The organism is Paenibacillus sp. Pae15, from assembly GCF_024519685.1.
In the GTDB taxonomy this organism is placed as follows: domain Bacteria; phylum Bacillota; class Bacilli; order Paenibacillales; family NBRC-103111; genus Paenibacillus_G; species Paenibacillus_G naphthalenovorans.
Genome location: NZ_JALJRM010000010.1, coordinates 60,991 through 79,300, shown reverse-complemented (window position 1 = coordinate 79,300; position 18,310 = coordinate 60,991). Strand labels below are relative to the sequence as shown.

14 protein-coding genes are annotated in these 18,310 nt (G+C 52.9%); all 14 read right to left on the bottom strand.

Annotated elements, in window-relative coordinates:
* Positions 1-48 precede the first annotated feature (48 nt).
* Positions 49-1,173 carry a cell division protein FtsZ gene (ftsZ, locus tag NR121_RS10750; protein WP_174350707.1) on the bottom strand — a complete coding sequence of 375 codons (1,125 nt, stop codon included), beginning with the start codon at positions 1,171-1,173 and terminating at the stop codon, positions 49-51.
* Between the two features lie 48 nt (positions 1,174-1,221).
* Positions 1,222-2,466 carry a cell division protein FtsA gene (ftsA, locus tag NR121_RS10745; protein WP_062407658.1) on the bottom strand — a complete coding sequence of 415 codons (1,245 nt, stop codon included), beginning with the start codon at positions 2,464-2,466 and terminating at the stop codon, positions 1,222-1,224.
* A 179-nt stretch (positions 2,467-2,645) separates the two neighbouring features.
* Positions 2,646-3,440: a cell division protein FtsQ/DivIB gene (locus tag NR121_RS10740; protein WP_062407656.1), complete on the bottom strand. Its 795-nt coding sequence runs from the start codon at positions 3,438-3,440 to the stop codon at positions 2,646-2,648.
* 102 nt (positions 3,441-3,542) lie between these two features.
* Entirely contained in the window at positions 3,543-4,811 is a 1,269-nt protein-coding gene (gene murA, locus NR121_RS10735; protein WP_062407654.1) for a UDP-N-acetylglucosamine 1-carboxyvinyltransferase, read from the bottom strand.
* Positions 4,812-4,826: 15 nt separating this feature from the next.
* On the bottom strand, positions 4,827-5,732 hold the full coding sequence (murB, locus tag NR121_RS10730; RefSeq protein WP_054818072.1) for a UDP-N-acetylmuramate dehydrogenase: 906 nt from the start codon (positions 5,730-5,732) through the stop codon (positions 4,827-4,829).
* A gap of 194 nt (positions 5,733-5,926) precedes the next feature.
* Positions 5,927-7,000, bottom strand: coding sequence for an undecaprenyldiphospho-muramoylpentapeptide beta-N-acetylglucosaminyltransferase (locus tag NR121_RS10725; protein ID WP_174350710.1), 1,074 nt, complete (start codon positions 6,998-7,000; stop codon positions 5,927-5,929).
* Between the two features lie 7 nt (positions 7,001-7,007).
* Positions 7,008-8,105, bottom strand: a complete 1,098-nt coding sequence (gene spoVE, locus NR121_RS10720; protein WP_054818071.1) for a stage V sporulation protein E — start codon at positions 8,103-8,105, stop codon at positions 7,008-7,010.
* A 110-nt stretch (positions 8,106-8,215) separates the two neighbouring features.
* Positions 8,216-9,631 (bottom strand): UDP-N-acetylmuramoyl-L-alanine--D-glutamate ligase, encoded by a 1,416-nt coding sequence (gene murD / locus NR121_RS10715; RefSeq protein WP_256831197.1) that lies wholly within the window; start codon positions 9,629-9,631, stop codon positions 8,216-8,218.
* 2 nt (positions 9,632-9,633) lie between these two features.
* The gene (gene mraY / locus NR121_RS10710) at positions 9,634-10,596 is read right to left on the bottom strand and encodes a phospho-N-acetylmuramoyl-pentapeptide-transferase (protein WP_062407650.1); all 963 of its coding nucleotides are present in this window, start codon (positions 10,594-10,596) and stop codon (positions 9,634-9,636) included.
* A gap of 19 nt (positions 10,597-10,615) precedes the next feature.
* A complete protein-coding gene (locus NR121_RS10705; protein ID WP_174350711.1) occupies positions 10,616-12,130 on the bottom strand; it encodes a UDP-N-acetylmuramoyl-L-alanyl-D-glutamate--2,6-diaminopimelate ligase in 1,515 nt (504 codons plus the stop codon).
* 249 nt (positions 12,131-12,379) lie between these two features.
* Positions 12,380-14,335 (bottom strand): stage V sporulation protein D, encoded by a 1,956-nt coding sequence (locus NR121_RS10700; protein ID WP_174350712.1) that lies wholly within the window; start codon positions 14,333-14,335, stop codon positions 12,380-12,382.
* 196 nt (positions 14,336-14,531) lie between these two features.
* Positions 14,532-16,838 carry a penicillin-binding transpeptidase domain-containing protein gene (locus NR121_RS10695; protein WP_256831185.1) on the bottom strand — a complete coding sequence of 769 codons (2,307 nt, stop codon included), beginning with the start codon at positions 16,836-16,838 and terminating at the stop codon, positions 14,532-14,534.
* A gap of 29 nt (positions 16,839-16,867) precedes the next feature.
* Positions 16,868-17,314, bottom strand: coding sequence for a cell division protein FtsL (ftsL, locus tag NR121_RS10690; protein WP_235594256.1), 447 nt, complete (start codon positions 17,312-17,314; stop codon positions 16,868-16,870).
* A gap of 7 nt (positions 17,315-17,321) precedes the next feature.
* Entirely contained in the window at positions 17,322-18,278 is a 957-nt protein-coding gene (gene rsmH, locus NR121_RS10685; RefSeq protein WP_054818070.1) for a 16S rRNA (cytosine(1402)-N(4))-methyltransferase RsmH, read from the bottom strand.
* Positions 18,279-18,310: the final 32 nt, after the last annotated feature.

The following is an 18,310-nucleotide window of genomic DNA, read 5'->3' as shown; positions in this document are numbered from 1 at the left end:
CGCCTCTTATGCAGAGGCGACTGCTCGTTAGTACCTGAAATATTGAATTTACTTATCAAAACCGCCCCGGTTGCGATTACGCAGGAAAGCGGGAATATCCAACTGATCTCCGGAGGGTTGTCCTCCGAAAGGCCGAAGATTACCCAATCGGGAATCCGACGGTTCCTGTTGAACATTGCCCGTTCCGGCAGGCTTTCTTGCGCCGGGATTTGCCGCAGGCTTGTCCTCGAAGCCGGTGGCAATCACCGTTACCATAATCTCATCCTTCAGGGATTCATCGATGACGGCGCCAAAAATCATGTTGACCTCCATATCGGAAGCGGACGCTACGATATCGGCCGCTTCATTCACTTCATACAGCGACAGGTTGATCCCGCCGGTAATGTTCATCAGCACGCCGCGCGCGCCGTCAATGGAGGTCTCCAGCAGCGGGGAACAGATTGCTTTCTTTGCCGCTTCAGCCGCACGGTTTTCGCCCGTGGCCACGCCGATCCCCATCAACGCGGAGCCGCGCTCCGTCATGATCGTCTTCACGTCAGCAAAGTCCAGGTTAATCAGACCGGGAACTGCGATCAAGTCGGAGATCCCTTGAACCCCTTGACGGAGCACGTTATCCGCTTCGCGGAACGCTTCCAGCATCGGAGTCTTCTTATCGACAATTTCAAGCAGACGGTCATTCGGAATAACGATCAGCGTATCGACCTTTTCTTTCAAGGCCGCGATCCCCTGTTCCGCCTGTATGTGCCGTTTGCGCCCTTCAAACGTAAAGGGTCTGGTAACGACACCTACGGTTAAAGCGCCGCATTCTTTAGCGATTTCGGCAATGACCGGCGCTGCGCCGGTTCCCGTGCCGCCGCCCATTCCGGCTGTAACGAACACCATATCGGAACCCTTCAGGGCGTTCAAAATCAGTTCGCGCGATTCCTCCGCCGCTTTCTTGCCTACCTCGGGATTCGCTCCCGCTCCGAGACCGCGCGTCAGCTTATCCCCGATCTGCAGCCTTTGCTCCGATTTGGCAAGATGCAGAGCCTGAGCGTCCGTATTGACGGTAATAAACTCGACGCCCCTCACTCCGTTGTCGATCATTCGGTTGACGGCATTACTGCCGCCGCCGCCGACGCCAATGACTTTTATTTTCGCTAACTGGTCCATGTCCATGTCAAATTCAAACATACTAGCGTCTTCCCCCTCATTAGGCTTTCATCGTGCAAGCTTTTTCGATCATATAAATTCGCTTAACCAGTTTTTAAACCGTTCCATGGCCGATGGCTTTTGCTCTTGACCGGAAGACGTCTTTTTGCTGACCAGCTTTTTCACGCCGGTGTTTTGTTTGGAGCCGCGCAAATATTTGGATGCGTATTGAATAATCCCTACTCCGCTTGTAAATGCGGGATCCCGAACGCCGATATAATCCGGAACGGCGATTCGGACAGACGATGCCAGCTCCAATTGCGCGACAGCCAGCACCCCGGGCAAAGAAACGGTCCCGCCGGACAATACATACCCGCCCGGCAAATCACTGAATCCCAGCCTTAGCACTTCCATCTTTATCAAATGAAATATTTCCTGTACGCGCGGTTCGATAATATTCGCCAAATCGACCTGTGAGTACTCCTTGTCCACATTGCTGCCGAGACGGTTCACTTTGAACACTTGATCATCAGCCGCATGTTCCACCATGGCGCATCCAAATTTCTGCTTGATTTTCTCGGCGATATCCGCTTGCGTCCTGAGCCCGTATGCAATGTCATTGGTGATATACTCGCCGCCGATCGGAAGCGTGGTTGTCGCAACCAAATTATTTTCATTAAACACAGCAATGGTGGTTGCTCCCGCACCGATATCCACCAATGCGGTGCCAATCGCCTTCTCATCCTTGGACAAAGCCAGATGGCCTGCGGCCAGCGATAAAAGCACCAAGCCGGCTACCTTCAGACCGGACTTCTCAACAACGCGGAGCAAATTATGAATGGCTGTTTTGGTGCCGGTTATAATCGTCGCTTCCACTTCCAGCCTTACGCCGATCATGCTTCTGGGATCATGAATTTGATCCGTGCCATCCACCACGTATTGATTGGGGACAACACCGATAATTTCCCTCTCGGGAGCCAAAGGAATGACCCTGGCGGCTTGAATGACACGTTCTATGTCATCATCCCCGATTTCACGGTCTTCATTTGACACGGCCACGACGCCATGACTGGACTGCAAAGAGATATGATTGCCGGAAATACCAACATACACTTCCGCTATTTGAATGCCCACCATCCGCTCCGCATGATCCACCGCACTTCGAATCGATTGCACCGTTTGGTCGATATCAACGATTGCTCCCTTGCGGATTCCCTGCGAGTCGGCAGATCCAACTCCAATTATATTAATGGTGCCGTTAACGACTTCCCCAATAATAGCACGAACTTTGGATGTACCGATGTCCAAACTAACAATGATGTCATTGCTGCTCAACCTGTGGCACCTCCTGTGATATGTAATGTAAACGAGCCTTGGCCAGCAAACCTCCTGTAGTTATTCCACACAGCTCGTTCGTTTCCTCTTTTTCTCGCAATTTTTTTCGGAATAAGCGCATAAAATATACCATAATTACAATTCTATCATTTTTTTGTAAGGTTGAGTAGCCGGATTTTTCAATTATTGGCTTGAAGCCGGGTATTGGCGTCTCCCTCTTTTCTGCCCTGTTCGAACGGTAAAGGCGTGTGGGAATCGGCTTCCAATAACCTCAATACTCCGCCTGATTGGTTATTTTCTTTTAAATTAGCAATATACGTGTTTAAATGTATGATTTTTTCCGGCAGATATCCTATCGTGGTCTGAACTTCGAATTGCGAGCGGGTATACATCTTAATTTTGTCCGGATACGATGAGCTCGGGTCAGGCTTGATTTCCGATACGTCGGCAAAATAAGCAGCGGACAGCTTGGACATCGTTAGGCAAAGCTGGGTCTTGAGCGGATCATCCTTGCCCCAGCCCGTTAACAACGGCTTGTCCGGCACAAATCCCTGAAGCGTCACCGGAACCACGCTGGCATCCGCAAGCAGCGCTTCGATGCGGCCGTCCTCACCGATTTGATAGGCCACCCTCGGGTATTCCTTTATTTCGATCAAAATCCGCCCGGGAAAATGCTTGGACACCTGCACGGATTCTATCATTCTTAAGGCTTTGACCTTCTCTGCAATCCCGCTGGAAGAGACAGAGAAAAAATGGTCCCCCGGCTTTACCGCGGCGGCTGCCTTGACGTCTTCCGCAGACACAAGCTCTTGCCCTTGAACTTCGATTTCCGTAATCTGGCTCAGCGATGATTGAAAGAACAGCACGAGAAGCAGCGTAATGAAGAAAACGAAAAGAAACAGAAGCAGCCTTTTGCTGCTGCGGTTTCTCGGTGCAGGTTTTTTGATGACCGGAAGCCTGTCTTCTGAAGTCATGGAAATCCTCCCGAGCTCAGGAATAATATGTAAACCGCTGAATTCCCTTCCCGCAGGGGAAAAGGGATATTTCAACGGTTATGGTCATATGGATGAATATAGCTACTCCGCCCTAACGGGAGTAATCCGTTCAATACTGGCGCCCAAAGCGCTCAGCATGTGCTCGATATGCTCATATCCGCGATCGATATGGTGAATCTGCTCGATGATCGTCGTTCCTTGGGCGGCAAGGCCTGCAATGACCAGTGCGGCGCCCGCACGCAGATCGGTTGCCTCTACCGTGGCCCCGTACAACCTCGACACCCCGCGGATAAACGCCGCATTCAGATCCACCCGAATATCCGCACCCATGCGCGAAAGCTCATCGACATGCTTGAATCTGCCCTCAAACACGGTTTCTTTTATAATGCTGGCGCCGTCCGCCAAGCTCAACAGTACCATAATTTGCGACTGCAGATCCGTCGGGAATGAAGGATAAGGAGAAGTGACGACCCACCCTACGGCTTTGGGCCGGGCTTTGGCACATATGTTCATTATATCACCGTTAATCGTGATTTGAACACCTGCCCTCTTCAATACGTGAATCGCGGAGGTCAGATGAGAGGGATTTACCCTCTCCAACGTGACGTTGCCTTTTGTAACCGCAGCGGCAATCATCAGCGTTCCGGTTACGATTCGGTCAGGGATAATCCGATAAGAACAAGGAATCAATTCGCGAACGCCTTCAATCGTAATCGTATCGGTACCTGCGCCGATAATTTTGGCGCCCATGGCATTCAAAAAATTTTGCAGATCCTGGATTTCGGGCTCTCTGGCCGCATTGGTGATCGTGGTCATTCCACGAGCCGTCACGGCGGCCATCATAATGTTCTCCGTAGCCCCTACGCTCGGATAATCGAGCACGATCTCCGCGCCCTCAAGCTCATCGACCGTGCAAACGATTTTGTTGCCGCTCTCCTCAATGCTTGCCCCCATGGCAGCCAATCCCTGCAAATGCAGATCGATCTTTCGTTCTCCGATGGCACAGCCTCCGGGTTGATAAAGCTCCACTTTCCCCAGACGGGACAGCATCGGACCCATAAGGAAAATAGAAGACCTCATCTGGCTCATCAGGCTCTCGGGAATGTGAAACTGATGAACGCCATGTGTGTTCACAATGACAGCATCGCCCTTAAGCTCGGCTTGACAGCCGAGGGCACGCAAAATACCCAACATAACATGGATATCGGACAAATCGGGCACATTTTGAATCATTATTGTACCTTTTGCCATGATGCTTGCCGCAAGTATGGGCAGTGCAGCGTTCTTTGCGCCGTGAATTCTGATGGCTCCCGATAGAGGTTTCCCGCCTTCGATAACCAACTTTTCCAAAGTCCCACCTCCGATTTACCGCTCACCCACCACCAATACTTCAGGTACAAGACGAACTCCGAACCGCTCCGAAACGGCATTTCGCACTTGTTCGATCAGGGTGAGCACGTCGTGGGCTGTCGCTTGCCCGGTGTTGACAATGAAGTTGGCGTGCAGTGGCGATACTTGGGCGTCACCGACCCTTAAGCCCTTGAGTCCGGCCTCTTCAATCAGCTTTGCGGCATGATGCCCTTCCGGGTTACGAAATACGCTTCCCGCGCAGGCAAGCTGAAGCGGCTGCGTTCTCAGCCGCCTGTCTTTATAGGCTGCCATGGCCGCTGCGACCTCCTTCCGGTCCCCATAGCTAAGCTTAAAGACAGCTTCCGTCACAATCCCCGGATTCGTGTGCAGAATCGAATGCCGGTAAGCATACGCCAAATCATCTTTTTGCATCGTCACCAACTCCCCTGTCGGGAGCAGCACTTCAACCCGCTGTAAAATGCGCGACACATCCGACCCATGCGCCCCGGCGTTCATGTAAACGGCGCCTCCCACGGTTCCCGGAATACCTCCGGCAAACTCCAACCCGGTCAATCCTTGCTTGCCTGCCATGACCGACAGTTTGATGAACGAATATGCGCCGCCGGCAAAGGCGTACTCTCCTTCGAAACGCACGGTCTCCAGCGCATGCCCCAGTTTGATCACGACCCCCCGGATGCCTTTATCGGTTACAAGCAGATTAGAGCCTCGGCCGAGCGCAATCCATGGGATATCGTGCTGATGGAGCAGCTTAACGGCGCTGATCAATCGGCTTTTGTCCTGCGGAATGAGCAGAACATCGGCCGGACCGCCGATTTTCCATGTGGTATAAGGGGCAAGCGGTTCGTTCAATCGAACTTCACCATACGATCCTTTCAGCAATTCTGTTATGACCTGTTGCATGGGAAAACCTCCTTCACAGAACGACAAGACGATGGGCTTCCGGTACATCCCCGGAAGCACGAGAGCCTCAGGCCATGCGCCTCTTTTGTCTTTTATCGCACATTGCGGCATGCGGCTTCGTCAGGTGTCTGTCACGGTTATAGTGTAGTTTATGTGAATCACTGCAGAGTGTGACAAATGCCCAGGCAAATTTGTCATGCTTCAGGCAACCGGCAAGCTTCGATCAGCTCTACAATCCTTTGAGTCCCGTTGCCGAAGGGGTTGCCGGACATTTGCTCTTGTATGCGGACGCGTTCTTCATAAAGATCGGAGACGGCGGATACTAACGTTTGCGGGGAAAGGTTTTCCTCATAAAGCACTTTGCTGTAACCCATCTTACGGAAAGATTCCGCATTCAATATCTGGTCTCCCCGGCTGGCCTCGCGGGACAGCGGGATCAGAAGCATAGGCTTGCGGAGCGCCAAAAACTCAAAGATGGAAGTAGATCCCGCCCGGGAGATGACCAAGTCCGCACAAGCCAGCAAATCGGGCAGCTCGTCTTTCACATATTCGAACTGCCGGTAACCCGGCACCCCGTCCAGGGAAGGATCGGCGTTGCCTTTACCGCAGATATGGATGATTTGAAATTGTGTGAGCAGCGTCTCCAGCGTTGCTCTGAGCGCTTCGTTAATCCGCTTGGATCCCAGACTGCCGCCCATCATGAGCAATACAGGCTTATTAGAGTGAAAATCACACATTTGAAGTCCACGGGAAGCTTGGCCCTGCAAAATTTGTTCGCGAATCGGCAGTCCGGTGCATACGGCTTTGCGGCTGCGAATATGCTTAAGCGTCTCGGGAAAGGTAACGCAAATGCGAGAAGCAAATGGCAGGGAAATTTTGTTGGCGAGCCCCGGCGTCAGGTCCGACTCGTGGCAGATCACGGGAATGCCATTCAGCCTGCATGCCAGAATGACCGGAACGGTCACGAATCCCCCTTTGGAAAATACAATATGAGGCTTGATTTTTCGAAGCAGACGATAGGCTTGCCCAATGCCCAGAAGCACTTTAAACGGATCTTTCGCATTCTTCAGATCGAAATAGCGCCTGAGCTTTCCGGAAGCGATATGATGGAACGGAATGCCCTCGTGATCGATGATTTCTTTTTCAATACCGTCACGGGAACCTATATATTCAATCTCCCACCCCTGCTTGCGCAGCTCAGCCATCACCGCCAAATTTGGCGTGACATGGCCGGCCGTTCCGCCGCCGGTGAAGACGATTTTTTTCATGTCAGGATCACCTCGAAAACCGGGAAATGTTAAGCAATACACCGATCGAGGTCAGCATCAGCGTAAGTGATGAGCCTCCGGCGCTAATAAGCGGAAGCGTGATGCCCGTGACGGGGAACATGCCGATGACGACGCCGATGTTGATAATCACCTGTACGGCAATCATCCCGACGATACCGGCAGCCAGCAAGCTGCCGAACGTATCCGGAGCCGTGATAGCCGTACGCATGCCGCGCCACAAAAGCAGTATGAACAGGGCAAGTACGAACGTTCCCCCGATAAAGCCGAGCTCTTCGGCGATAATAGAGAAAATAAAGTCGGTCTGCGGCTCGGGCAGATAGCTGTACTTTTGCCGGCTCATGCCCAGTCCGAGGCCGACTAGACCGCCCGGACCGATCGCATACAGCGATTGAATCGCCTGATAGCCCGCTCCGAGCGGGTCCTGCCACGGGTCCAGAAAAGCCGTAATCCGCTTCAAACGATAAGGCGCCGCAGCGATCAAACCGACCAGGCCGAGAACCCCGACAAGACCGAGATAAGATAAATGAACAAGGCGCGCTCCCGCCGTATAAATAATCAAAAGCGAGGCTCCCACCAGCACAGCGCCGGTGCCAAGGTCCGGCTGCAGCATGATCAGGCCGAAGGCTAGTCCTACAAGCCCGAGCGGAGGAAGCAAGCCTTTGCCGAACAGCGTAATCGTGTTTTGTTTTTCGGAAAGCCAGTTGGACAAAAAAATGATCATGCCGATTTTCATAAATTCGGAGGGTTGAATCCCGAACGATCCGATGCCAAGCCAGCTGCGCGCGCCGCCGCGAACCACGCCAATGCCCGGAATAAGCACCGCTACAAGTAAAATGAAGCAAATGATAAGCACGAGTTTGGCATACTTTTTCCAGATCCAGTAATCTGTGTTCATTGTAAAAACCATGGCCATAATGCCTAAGGCTGCGAACAGCGCCTGCCTCTTCAAGTAATAGAAGGCATCGCCGAATTCCCGAAACGCCAGCACTGCGCTGGCACTGTACACCATGACCACGCCGATTCCGAGCAGGAGCAGCGTGGAGCCCAGCATCAACATGTCCGGAGCCGACCGTGCTTTAACCATAACCGCCCACACCTCTAACCTTGAGTTTGATGGGAGCGTCTGTCCTCAACAGCCTGCAGCCGCGGCATTTGCCGTCTTTTTAGGCGGCGGCAAGCTTGTTTACTCCCTCTTTACAGGTTATGCACGGTCTGCTTAAACATTCTTCCCCTTTCCTCGTAAGAAGGAAACATGTCCCAGCTGGCGCAAGCCGGGGACAGCAGCACCACATCACCCGGCTTTGCCATGGCAAAAGCGGCTCTCACCGCTTCTGCAACCGTATCCTGCAATTCCTTAGCAGTATCGACGGTTTTGATCCGGCTCATGCCTGCAAGCCGGGCCACGCGGGCGATTTTTTCCTTTGTTTCCCCCAGGACGACCAGTCCTTTCACCTCCTGCTGAAATGCGGGAAGCAGTTCCATGTAATCGGATCCCCGGTCGAGTCCGCCGGCAATCAGGATAATGTCTTGAGAGAATGACTCGATGCTTTTGATCGTTGCCGTCGGATTGGTTGCCTTGGAGTCATTGTAAAATAAAACTTCATCCTTCAGAGCCACATACTCCAGACGGTGCTCCACCCCGCGGAATTCTTTCAATACCCGGGCAATAACGTCCGTCCGCACGCCGGAAACGAGCGCCATACAGCTGGCGGCGAGCGCATTCTCCACGTTGTGCTTGCCGGGGATGCCCAGCTCCCTGACGGCAATAACGGGATGCTCCGCGCCATCATGATCGCGGTAAACGATCATGCTATCCGCGTCTTCCCCCGTGCCGAACGGAGGCGACACATACATGCCGTAAGAAAGCTCCGATCTGACCGAAAATGGAAACACCCGGGATTTGATTTCCCCGGCCGCCTTCCGGCATACGGCATCGTCCCAATTCAGCACCGCAGTGTCTTCCTCGGTTTGATTCGCAAACAGCTTCGTTTTGGAAAAAACATAATCTTCCATGGTATCGTGGTAATCCAGATGAGTTTCATATACGTTAAGCAAACAGCCGATGCGGGGCCGGAAGCTGCGAGTGCCCTTCAATTGAAAGCTGCTGAGCTCAACGACCATCCAGTTGTCTGCCTCGGCCTCCAGAGCCGCCTCCGTCAGAGCGCGGCCGATATTGCCGGCAACAATCGGCTTCAAGCCGCCGGCTTCCAGCATCAGTCCGGTCAAGGTCGTTGTGGTGGTCTTGCCGTTAGAGCCCGTAATACCAATGATGGGAGCCTTACAAATATGATGGGCTACTTCGACCTCGGTAACGACTTCGATACCAAGCGCAGCCGCCTTCTTCAATGGTTCGATCGTGTATGGGATGCCCGGATTTTTCACGATGAGCGAAATCCCCTCATGAATCAGCCCCGCCGGGTGACCCCCGCAAACAACAGAAATACCCAGAGCCTCCAACTCATCGGCTTCAGGGCATAGTTTGCGTTCCTTTTTATCATTAACCGTCACCAAAGCTCCCTTGTCGTGAAACAGCTTTGCAGCAGCGACGCCGCTGCGCGCAAGGCCCAATATGACCACCTGGCGGCCGCAATAATTCTGCGGATGCTCCATCATTACAACACCTCGTTAATATATAGTCCGACGCCTGCAAGAATCAGACCGGCCGTCCAAAAGGAGATCACCACGCGCCACTCCGACCAGCCTGCAAGCTCGAAGTGATGGTGGATCGGGCTCATTTTGAACACTCGTTTTCCCCTCGTTTTAAAGGAGACGACCTGAATGATAACCGATAGTACTTCGACGACAAATACGCCGCCGATCAAGGCCAGCAGTATTTCCCCTTTGGTCAGGATCGCTACCGCGGCGAGCCCGCCGCCTATACCGAGCGAACCGGTATCCCCCATGAACACTTTGGCCGGATGAGCGTTAAACACGAGAAAGCCCAGCACCGCGCCTACCATGGCGGCGGAGAAAATCGCAATGTTCGGCTGCGAGTTGTTTAAGGCAATCACCGCGTAGGCCCCAAAAGCAATGGCGCTGGTACCGGCCAATAGTCCGTCCAAACCATCCGTGAAATTCACCGCATTGGACGTGCCCAGCATCAGAAACACCACAAAAGGAAAATAAAGCCACCCGGCGTCAAAAGAAAAGTCGACGTAAGGAATGCGTATTTCGGTGCTGTGCCCGGACTGTACGAGCAAAAAACAAACGATGCCCGATAAAACCAGCTGCCCAAGCAGCTTTTGCCTGGCGGTAAGCCCTAACGAACGCTTAAACAATATTTTAATGTAGTCGTCCAGAAAACCGATTAATCCGTAGCCAAGCGCAGCAACCAGAAGAATGACGGTTTCGAGGTTTTTTTCCCCGAATCGAAGCACGGCAACCGCCAGCGCCAGCATAATGATGATCCCGCCCATCGTCGGCGTGCCTGCTTTTTTCAAGTGTCCCTGCGGCCCTTCCGTACGAATCTGCTGCCCGAATTTGAGCCTGCGGAGCAGCGGAATGAATAGAGGCCCCATAATGACAGCAAGTAAAAAAGCCACGCCGAGCGTGATCAACACAATATTAAAATCCACGCGTTATCCCCCCAATTGCTTAAACCCCATCGCTTCCCGATGAACGAAAGCGATTCATGATTGCTTCTTTGGCTACCTTGCGGTCGTCAAAAGGATGCTTGACGCCCATGATGTCCTGATACGTTTCGTGTCCCTTCCCCGCAATCAAGATGCAGTCGCCCGGAGCTGCGCGATCGACTGCTTTTTGAATCGCTTCTCTGCGGTCGGCAACCAGCTCGTAGCGGCCGGGGTCATACCCTGCGGTACGAAGTCCCGGAACAATGTCCTGAAGAATGCGCTCCGGGTCCTCGGTACGCGGATTGTCGGAAGTGACGAATACATAATCCGCATACTTGGCCGCCACGCCACCCATCAGGGGACGTTTGGCGCGGTCGCGGTCTCCTCCGCAGCCAAAAACGCAGTATACCTTGCCTTCGGCAAATTGACGAATCGTCGAAAGGGCGTTCTCCAGACCGTCAGGGGTATGCGCATAGTCGACAAGAACAAGAAACTCCTGTCCGGCATTCACTATCTCCATCCGGCCTTCAACCGAATCCACCCGGCCGAGGCTGTCGGCAATCCTTGCAAGCTCAATCCCCTCCGCAAGCGCGCAAGCGATGGCTGCAAGCGCATTGTATACATTAAATCGCCCGACAAGCCGCATGCTCACCTCGGCGCTTCCGCGAAACGTTGCACATTTGAACCGTGTACCTTTCGAAGAAATTTCGATCGCTTCAGCTCTCACATCCGCAGACGGATCCTCGATTCCATAAGTTATGATTTGTGCGGCAGTCAGCCTCGCATAATCCTTCGATGCAGGATCGTCCGCATTGAGCACGGCGAACCTGTTTTGGTTCGGATCATCGGAAAATTCATTGCCGAGACGGGAGAAAAGCAGTCCTTTGGCCGCCTTGTACTGTTCCATGGTATGGTGAAAGTCCAGATGATCCTGGGTTAAATTCGTGAAAATGCCCGTACGGAAACGACATCCTTTGACCCGGCCCAATTCCAGTCCGTGCGAGGAAGCTTCCATGATACAATAATCCGTTCCTTCGTTCACCATCTCACGTAAAATCCGCTGAAGCTCCACTGCTTCCTGCGTATTCGTCATCGCATTTGGAATATATCGGGAACCGATCTTGACATGAATGTTGCCCATCAGTCCGGTTCGAAACCCTTGATCGCTCAAGATTTTTTCCAGCAAGTAAGTTGTTGTTGTTTTACCGTTGGTCCCCGTGATCCCGATCAGCTTCAGCTCGCGGCTCGGATAACCGTAATAATGGTTCGCAAGCACCGCCATCGCATATCGCGCATCCTTTACGATCAACACGGGAACGCCTAGCTGCATCTCCCGCTCGGCAACCAAGGCAACAGCTCCCCGCTCAACCGCTTTCCCCGCATAATCGTGTCCGTCTACGGCAAATCCCGGGATGCAGATAAACAAATCGCCAGGGTTCACCTTGCGGGAATCCGTCTGCAATCCGGTAATATTGATGCGGTCATCGCCAACGAGGCGGCTCACCGCAAGCTGAGAAGCGAGTTCCTTCAGTTGCATCAAGCGTCCTCCTCCGTTTATGCACATGGTATCTATTATGGACAAAAAAATGTGCCGTGAAAAGCCCCTTTTGAAAAAAGGCACGGGGGACGGCGAACTTTTGTTCAAGGCGTATGAAAGCGGCCGGACATAACAGACTCCAAGGCTGTTAAATCGACCTTACGTACAGACCGGGCGAGCGGATCGGACGCTCAAGTCTTCTCCACTCGCAGATTCAGCATCTCCCAAGCCGGTTCTGCCGGGGCAGCGCTATTGAACTTGCGGTCTGGCCCCTCCATCGGGCACCGGCTGCGTATCCGACAAATAGATCCGGATCGTAGAGCCTTGTTCGATCCTAGTACCGGGCTTCGGCACTTGGTTGATCACCGTGCGGCCGACGCCGGATTTGGCAAGTTGGAAATTCATATTGAGATCTTCGTAGATATCAGTAAGGGTCATGCCGACCAGATTCGGCACTTCCACAATTCTTTTGTCTCCGTATACGTATTTGCGTTCCATTTGATCCTTCCGCGGCGGAATTTTCATATATTGAAGCGTATCCTGCATGATATTCTTAACCAGCGGAGCAGCAATCAAACCGCCGAATTGGATTCCCTGCGGATTATCCACGGCCGCATAAATGACGACCTTCGGATCGTCTGCAGGAGCGAATCCGATGAAGGAAACAATATGCTCACTGGAGGAATAGCGCCCATTGATGACCTTTTGTGCCGTTCCCGTTTTCCCGCCTACGCGATAACCGTCGACAAATGCATTCCGCCCCGTACCGTTGGCCACAACGCTCTCCAACGTTTCGCGCACCATCCTGGAGGTTTCCGGAGAGATCACCTGACGGATCAGTTCCGGGTTCACGGTCTCGACCACGTCGCCTGTTTCAGGCTTATACCAGGCTTTGGCAACATGCGGCTTAAACAGCCTGCCGCCGTTAATGGCTGCGGATACCGCCGAGATTTGCTGAATCGGCGTGACCGAGACGCCCTGCCCGAACGAGGTCGTCGCAAGCTCCACAGGGCCGACACGTGAAGGCTTAAACAAAATGCCATTCTCTTCGCCGCCAAGATCGATACCGGTTTTTTTACCGAAGCCGAAATTGTAGATATAATCAAACAGCTTCTCCTTGCCCAGCCGCTGCCCCATGACCACAAAGCCGGGGTTGCAGGAGTTTTCGACCACTTGAAGGAAGGTCTCGCTTCCATGTCCGCCCCGCTTCCAGCAGCGAAGCCTTGCCCCGGCGACCTCAATCGCGCCGGGATCGTGAAACCCTTCGGTCAGGCTTATTTTTTTCTCCTCCAGGGCAGCTGCCAAAGTGATAATCTTAAACGTCGACCCCGGTTCGTAAGTCATCCAGATCGGAAGATTCCGGTTGTAATTCTCCACCGGATAATTTTTATAATTGCCGGGCTCAAAGCCGGGTCTCGAACCCATGGCCAAAATTTCTCCATTGTTCGGATCCATCGCAATGGCAATGACATGATTCGGCTGGTACTTCACCATGGCTTGATCGAGCTCCCGCTCCATGATGGATTGGATATGGCTGTCGATCGTAAGCTGCAGGTTCATACCGGCCAGCGGCTCTTTGTACTCATCCGTCGACCCCGGCATCAGCTTGCCGGCCGCATCGGACAAATACGATATGCTTCCGTCGATCCCTGTCAATCTGTTGTCATATTTCAATTCTATGCCTGTCAAGCCTTGATTATAATCGCCCGTAAATCCAAGCACATGGGCAGCCAGGCCGCCGAAAGGATAGTACCTCTTGTTGTCCTCGGTCACCCAGATGCCGGGAAGCTGCAAATCGCGAATCTCATCCGCTTTTTCTATCGTAATCTTTCGTCCGCCCGGCTTAATGTATACACTGGCTTTCCGGACTGTAATTTGTTTGTATACCGTTTCCTCGCTGATTTGAAGAACCGCGGCCAGTTTGGCGGCCGTTGCTTTCGGATCTTTAATTTGCGCCGGTACGGCAACAACGGTCGGTGAACTGACGTTGTAAGCCAGGCGATCCCCGTTGCGGTCTAGAATCTCTCCCCGTTTGGCCGTCACCTTGATATCCCTTCTCCAGGAATCCTCCGCTTTGTCCGACAGCTCCGGACCTACCCAAATCTGCACATACGCGAGCCGCACCACCAGCGCCAAGAAAAGAAACGTGCCGACGATCAGTGCGGCGAATAGACGTCGACGAACCGTTACGTTCGATGCCCTCATGCCCGTTTTTTCCCCCTCCCGAAATGCTGCAGCCGTTACGGCGTTACAGCCGCCGTCAGCTGTCAACAGTGCTGCAACCTTTACAACGCTTCTTCCACGTTGTCCGTTGTAAACAAAAATCGTTTCATAATCATCCCTATTCAGGACAACCAGGGGTTAGAACAAGCTGTCGCGGCGGTGCGGCATGATATGCGGATTAATTGCCGTGGGGGGCCGAGGGTGCGGACTCCTCTTTATTTTCTTTATTTTCGGCACCATTCTCAGCGCCGTCATGGTTCGGGTTGGTTTGCGGTTTCTCCGATTCGGCATTCTCCTCCGTCTCACCGTAAGGATGGAGCCGCAGGTGCAGCACCCGGTCTTCCCCGGCGCCCTCCAACGTCTGGCTCGTTACATATCCTTCTCCCTCGGATTGACATCGCAGCTTGAGGAAGGAGCAGAGTCCGATCGCATCGCGAAGCGATTTGCCGGTCATGTCCGGTACCGGAACATCTTTCGTCTCCTGCATCATTACATACATTCGCTGCAAGCCTCCGATTTCGGTGCCAGGGGCGGGATATTGTGCAATCACGCCGGCTCCTTGGCCGATCGCCGCTACTGAAATGCCGAATTTGTCCATCGTCTTCCGGGCTTGATCAAGCGACAGGCTTGTCAAATCGGGAACAGCGGCAAGCATCTTCTGTTCCGCCGCTTGAGCGTGCTGTTGAGCCGCCGTATTCGGCGCGATGCCCATATAACGCAAGGTTTGCGAGACGATTTCCTTGAACGCCGGGGCCGCTACATCCCCTCCAAGATGGTAGTTTCCCCCCAGGTCCGGTTCGTCGACGATAATGGTAACCAGAATTTGCGGATTTTCAAGCGGTGCATACCCGGCAAACGAAATCACCCATTTGCCTTCGGCATACCCTTTCTGACCCGGAATAACCTTATTCGCCGTACCTGTCTTACCGGCTATGCGATAGCCGTCGATATAAGCTTTTCTTCCCGTACCTATCGATTGGTCGGCTACAACCTGCTCCAGATATTCACCGACCTGCTTGGCCGTGTTTTCCGAAACGACTCTGCGGATTTCCTTGGGTTCGAATTTTTTTATAATTTCTCCCGTTTCCGGGTTATAAATTTCTTTGATCAAATGAGGCCACATCAATTTGCCGCCATTGGCAATGGCCGCATAGGCCGCCGTCTGCTGTATCGCCGTAGCCGTCAGCCCTTGACCGTAAGTAGCTGTGGCAAATTCCGCCGGATAACGCATATTTACGATTCCGGCGACTTCTCCGGCAATGTCCACACCGGTCTTTGCGCCGAAACCGAACTTTTCGATATACGCCCGAAGCTTATCCTGCCCGAGCTTCTCATACCCCAGCTTGACAAATGCGACATTACTGGACCGCTTCAAGCCTTCGAGATAGGATATTTGTCCCCAGCCCGAGACGTTGTGGTCATGCAGCCTCCGACCCGGAACGGCAATCGAACCGGATTGATAGGTTTCATTCGGATTGAAAATGCCTTCCTCCACCGCTGCGGCGAGCGTGACCAGCTTGAAGGTCGATCCCGGTTCGTATTGGGAAGCTACCGCATGATTGACAAAATCGCTTTGCCGCTTTGCTTCCCAATATTTATTGGGGTTGAACGAAGGCATATTGGCCAATCCGAGAATTTCCATGGTATGGGGATCGACCGCGATCGCCGTCACGCTTTTCGGACGCCATTTTTCGTACACTTTTTGGATGGCGCTCTCCATATAAAACTGGATGTTTTTGTCCAGCGTCAGCCTCACGTTGTCTCCGTTGACGGCCGGCTGGTAATTTCTCTGGGAATGGGGCAGCTCCACGCCGTAGCGATCTTTCTCATAGCTCAGCCATCCGGATTCGCCTTTTAGATATTCATCCAGCTGGGATTCCAAACCCATGATCGGTTTGCCATCTTTATCCATGTAGCCGAGCAGATGAGCCGCCAGACCTCCGGACGGATAAAACCGTTTGCTCTCGGGCAGCAATAGAATGCCCAGGCTTTTTTTCGTATTCAGCTTCTGTTGAAGCTCCTTCTCGAGCGCTTTGATTTTATCGGCAATCTCCGCATCGATCTTCCAGCCTTCATTCCGAATTTCCACTTGGGTATAATAGGAACCGTCATCTCTCTTCTGATTGATCCGGGTACGGATTTTATCCGCAAGCGCCGCCAAAGCGCCGGAATCATCCGAATTGCCCAAAATTTCAGATAGTCCCTGAACGATTTCGTTCTCGATGCCCTTATCATGAATGATTTTCGGATTCAGCGCCAGCGTATAGGCGGGCGAATCCTCCGCAAGCACTTTATCATTGCGGTCCAAAATCGTGCCACGTACCGGCCTGAGCTCCTTGTCTGTCGCCCACATCATTTTTGCGTCCGACAGCAATTCCGCCCCCTGGACCACTTGAACCCAATACAATCGGGTAACCAGGACAACAAAAAGGAGGGTGAAGGCCCCTCCAATAATTAACGACCGCAACTTTACTTTTCTAGTCATCGGCTGCTCCCCCCTATTCGAATAGCAGATCAGGGTTGATCCTTTGATTTGTTCGTATTTGCGGCTATACCTTGAGAAGATACGGACGATGTACCCGTTTTGGCATTGCCGGACGGCTTGACCTGGTTGTCTCCGGGAACTCCGTAACCGAGTTTTTTGGCTTCCTCTTCCAGCCTTCTCGGATCAGACAATCCATCCACCCGCTGCTTCAAAATACTGTTCTCCGCTTCCAGTCTACTGATTTTCTGTTCAATGGACTTGATGTCCGCATTCATCTCATAGATCAGTGCATATCTCCAGATAATCAATCCCGCCACCACTACGCAAATGAGGACGGTGAATAAATAAAGAAGCTTCTCCTGCAGCGGCAGCGCCTTGCTCCGGTAAACGACTTTCTTCGTTTCCCTGATCTTCACTTTGGGCTGCGTTTTTTGTTCTGTCGCTAAATTCCCATGCATGTAGGCTGGCAACGTCATCTCCCCCTTAAGAAGGTAATTTTTCAGCTATTCTCAGCTTTGCCGAACGCGCTCGCGGGTTCTCTTCAAGCTCTTTTGCGCCGGCTTCAATCGGTTTGCGGTTAATCAACTTGACAATACCTGCGGGGTTGCATACGCACAATGGAAAATCCGGCGGACATGTGCATTTCCCTACGTATTTGGCAAACGTTTGTTTGCAGATTCGATCTTCGAGCGAATGAAACGTAATGACTGCCACTCTGCCTCCCGGAGCCAGACAGCGAATCGTTTGCTCGAGCGCTTCTTCAAAGGCTCCGAGCTCGTCGTTAACGGCAATGCGCAGCGCCTGAAAGCTCCGTTTGGCCGGATGAGGCCCTGTGCGGCGCGCGGCTGCAGGGATAGCTTCCTTAATCAGCTCGACCAAGCGGCCAGTCGTTTCGATCGGCGCTTCGGCCCTCGCAGCAGCGATTTTGGCAGCGATTCTTCTGGCAAACTTCTCCTCGCCATATTCGAATAGAATGTCGGCGATTTCCTGCTCAGACCATTCATTGACAATATCTTTGGCCGTTAACGGCGATGTCCGGTCCATCCGCATATCCAGCTCGGCATCATGGTTGTAGCTAAATCCTCTGTCCGCCTCGTCAAGCTGAGGCGATGAAACGCCCAAATCAAACAGTATGCCGTCCACCTGGGGGCGGCCGTCTTTTAACGCCCGGGGGATACGTTTCAATTCCCGTTCAAGATAACGGAAATTACTCCGCACCAGCTTTACCTTGTCCACCGCTCCGGCCAGACGCTGCCGGGCATGATCCAGCGCCGCATCATCCTGATCGAATGCGATAAGCAATCCCTCCGGACCCAATCGCGAGGCGATCTCCAAACTGTGCCCCGCACCGCCGAGCGTACAATCAACATATACGCCGTCCGGTTTGATATGCAGACCTTCCACTGCTTCGTTCTTTAGTACGGTTACGTGATGAAACATGCGCTTGATTCCTCCTGAGGCGTCCGTAAACA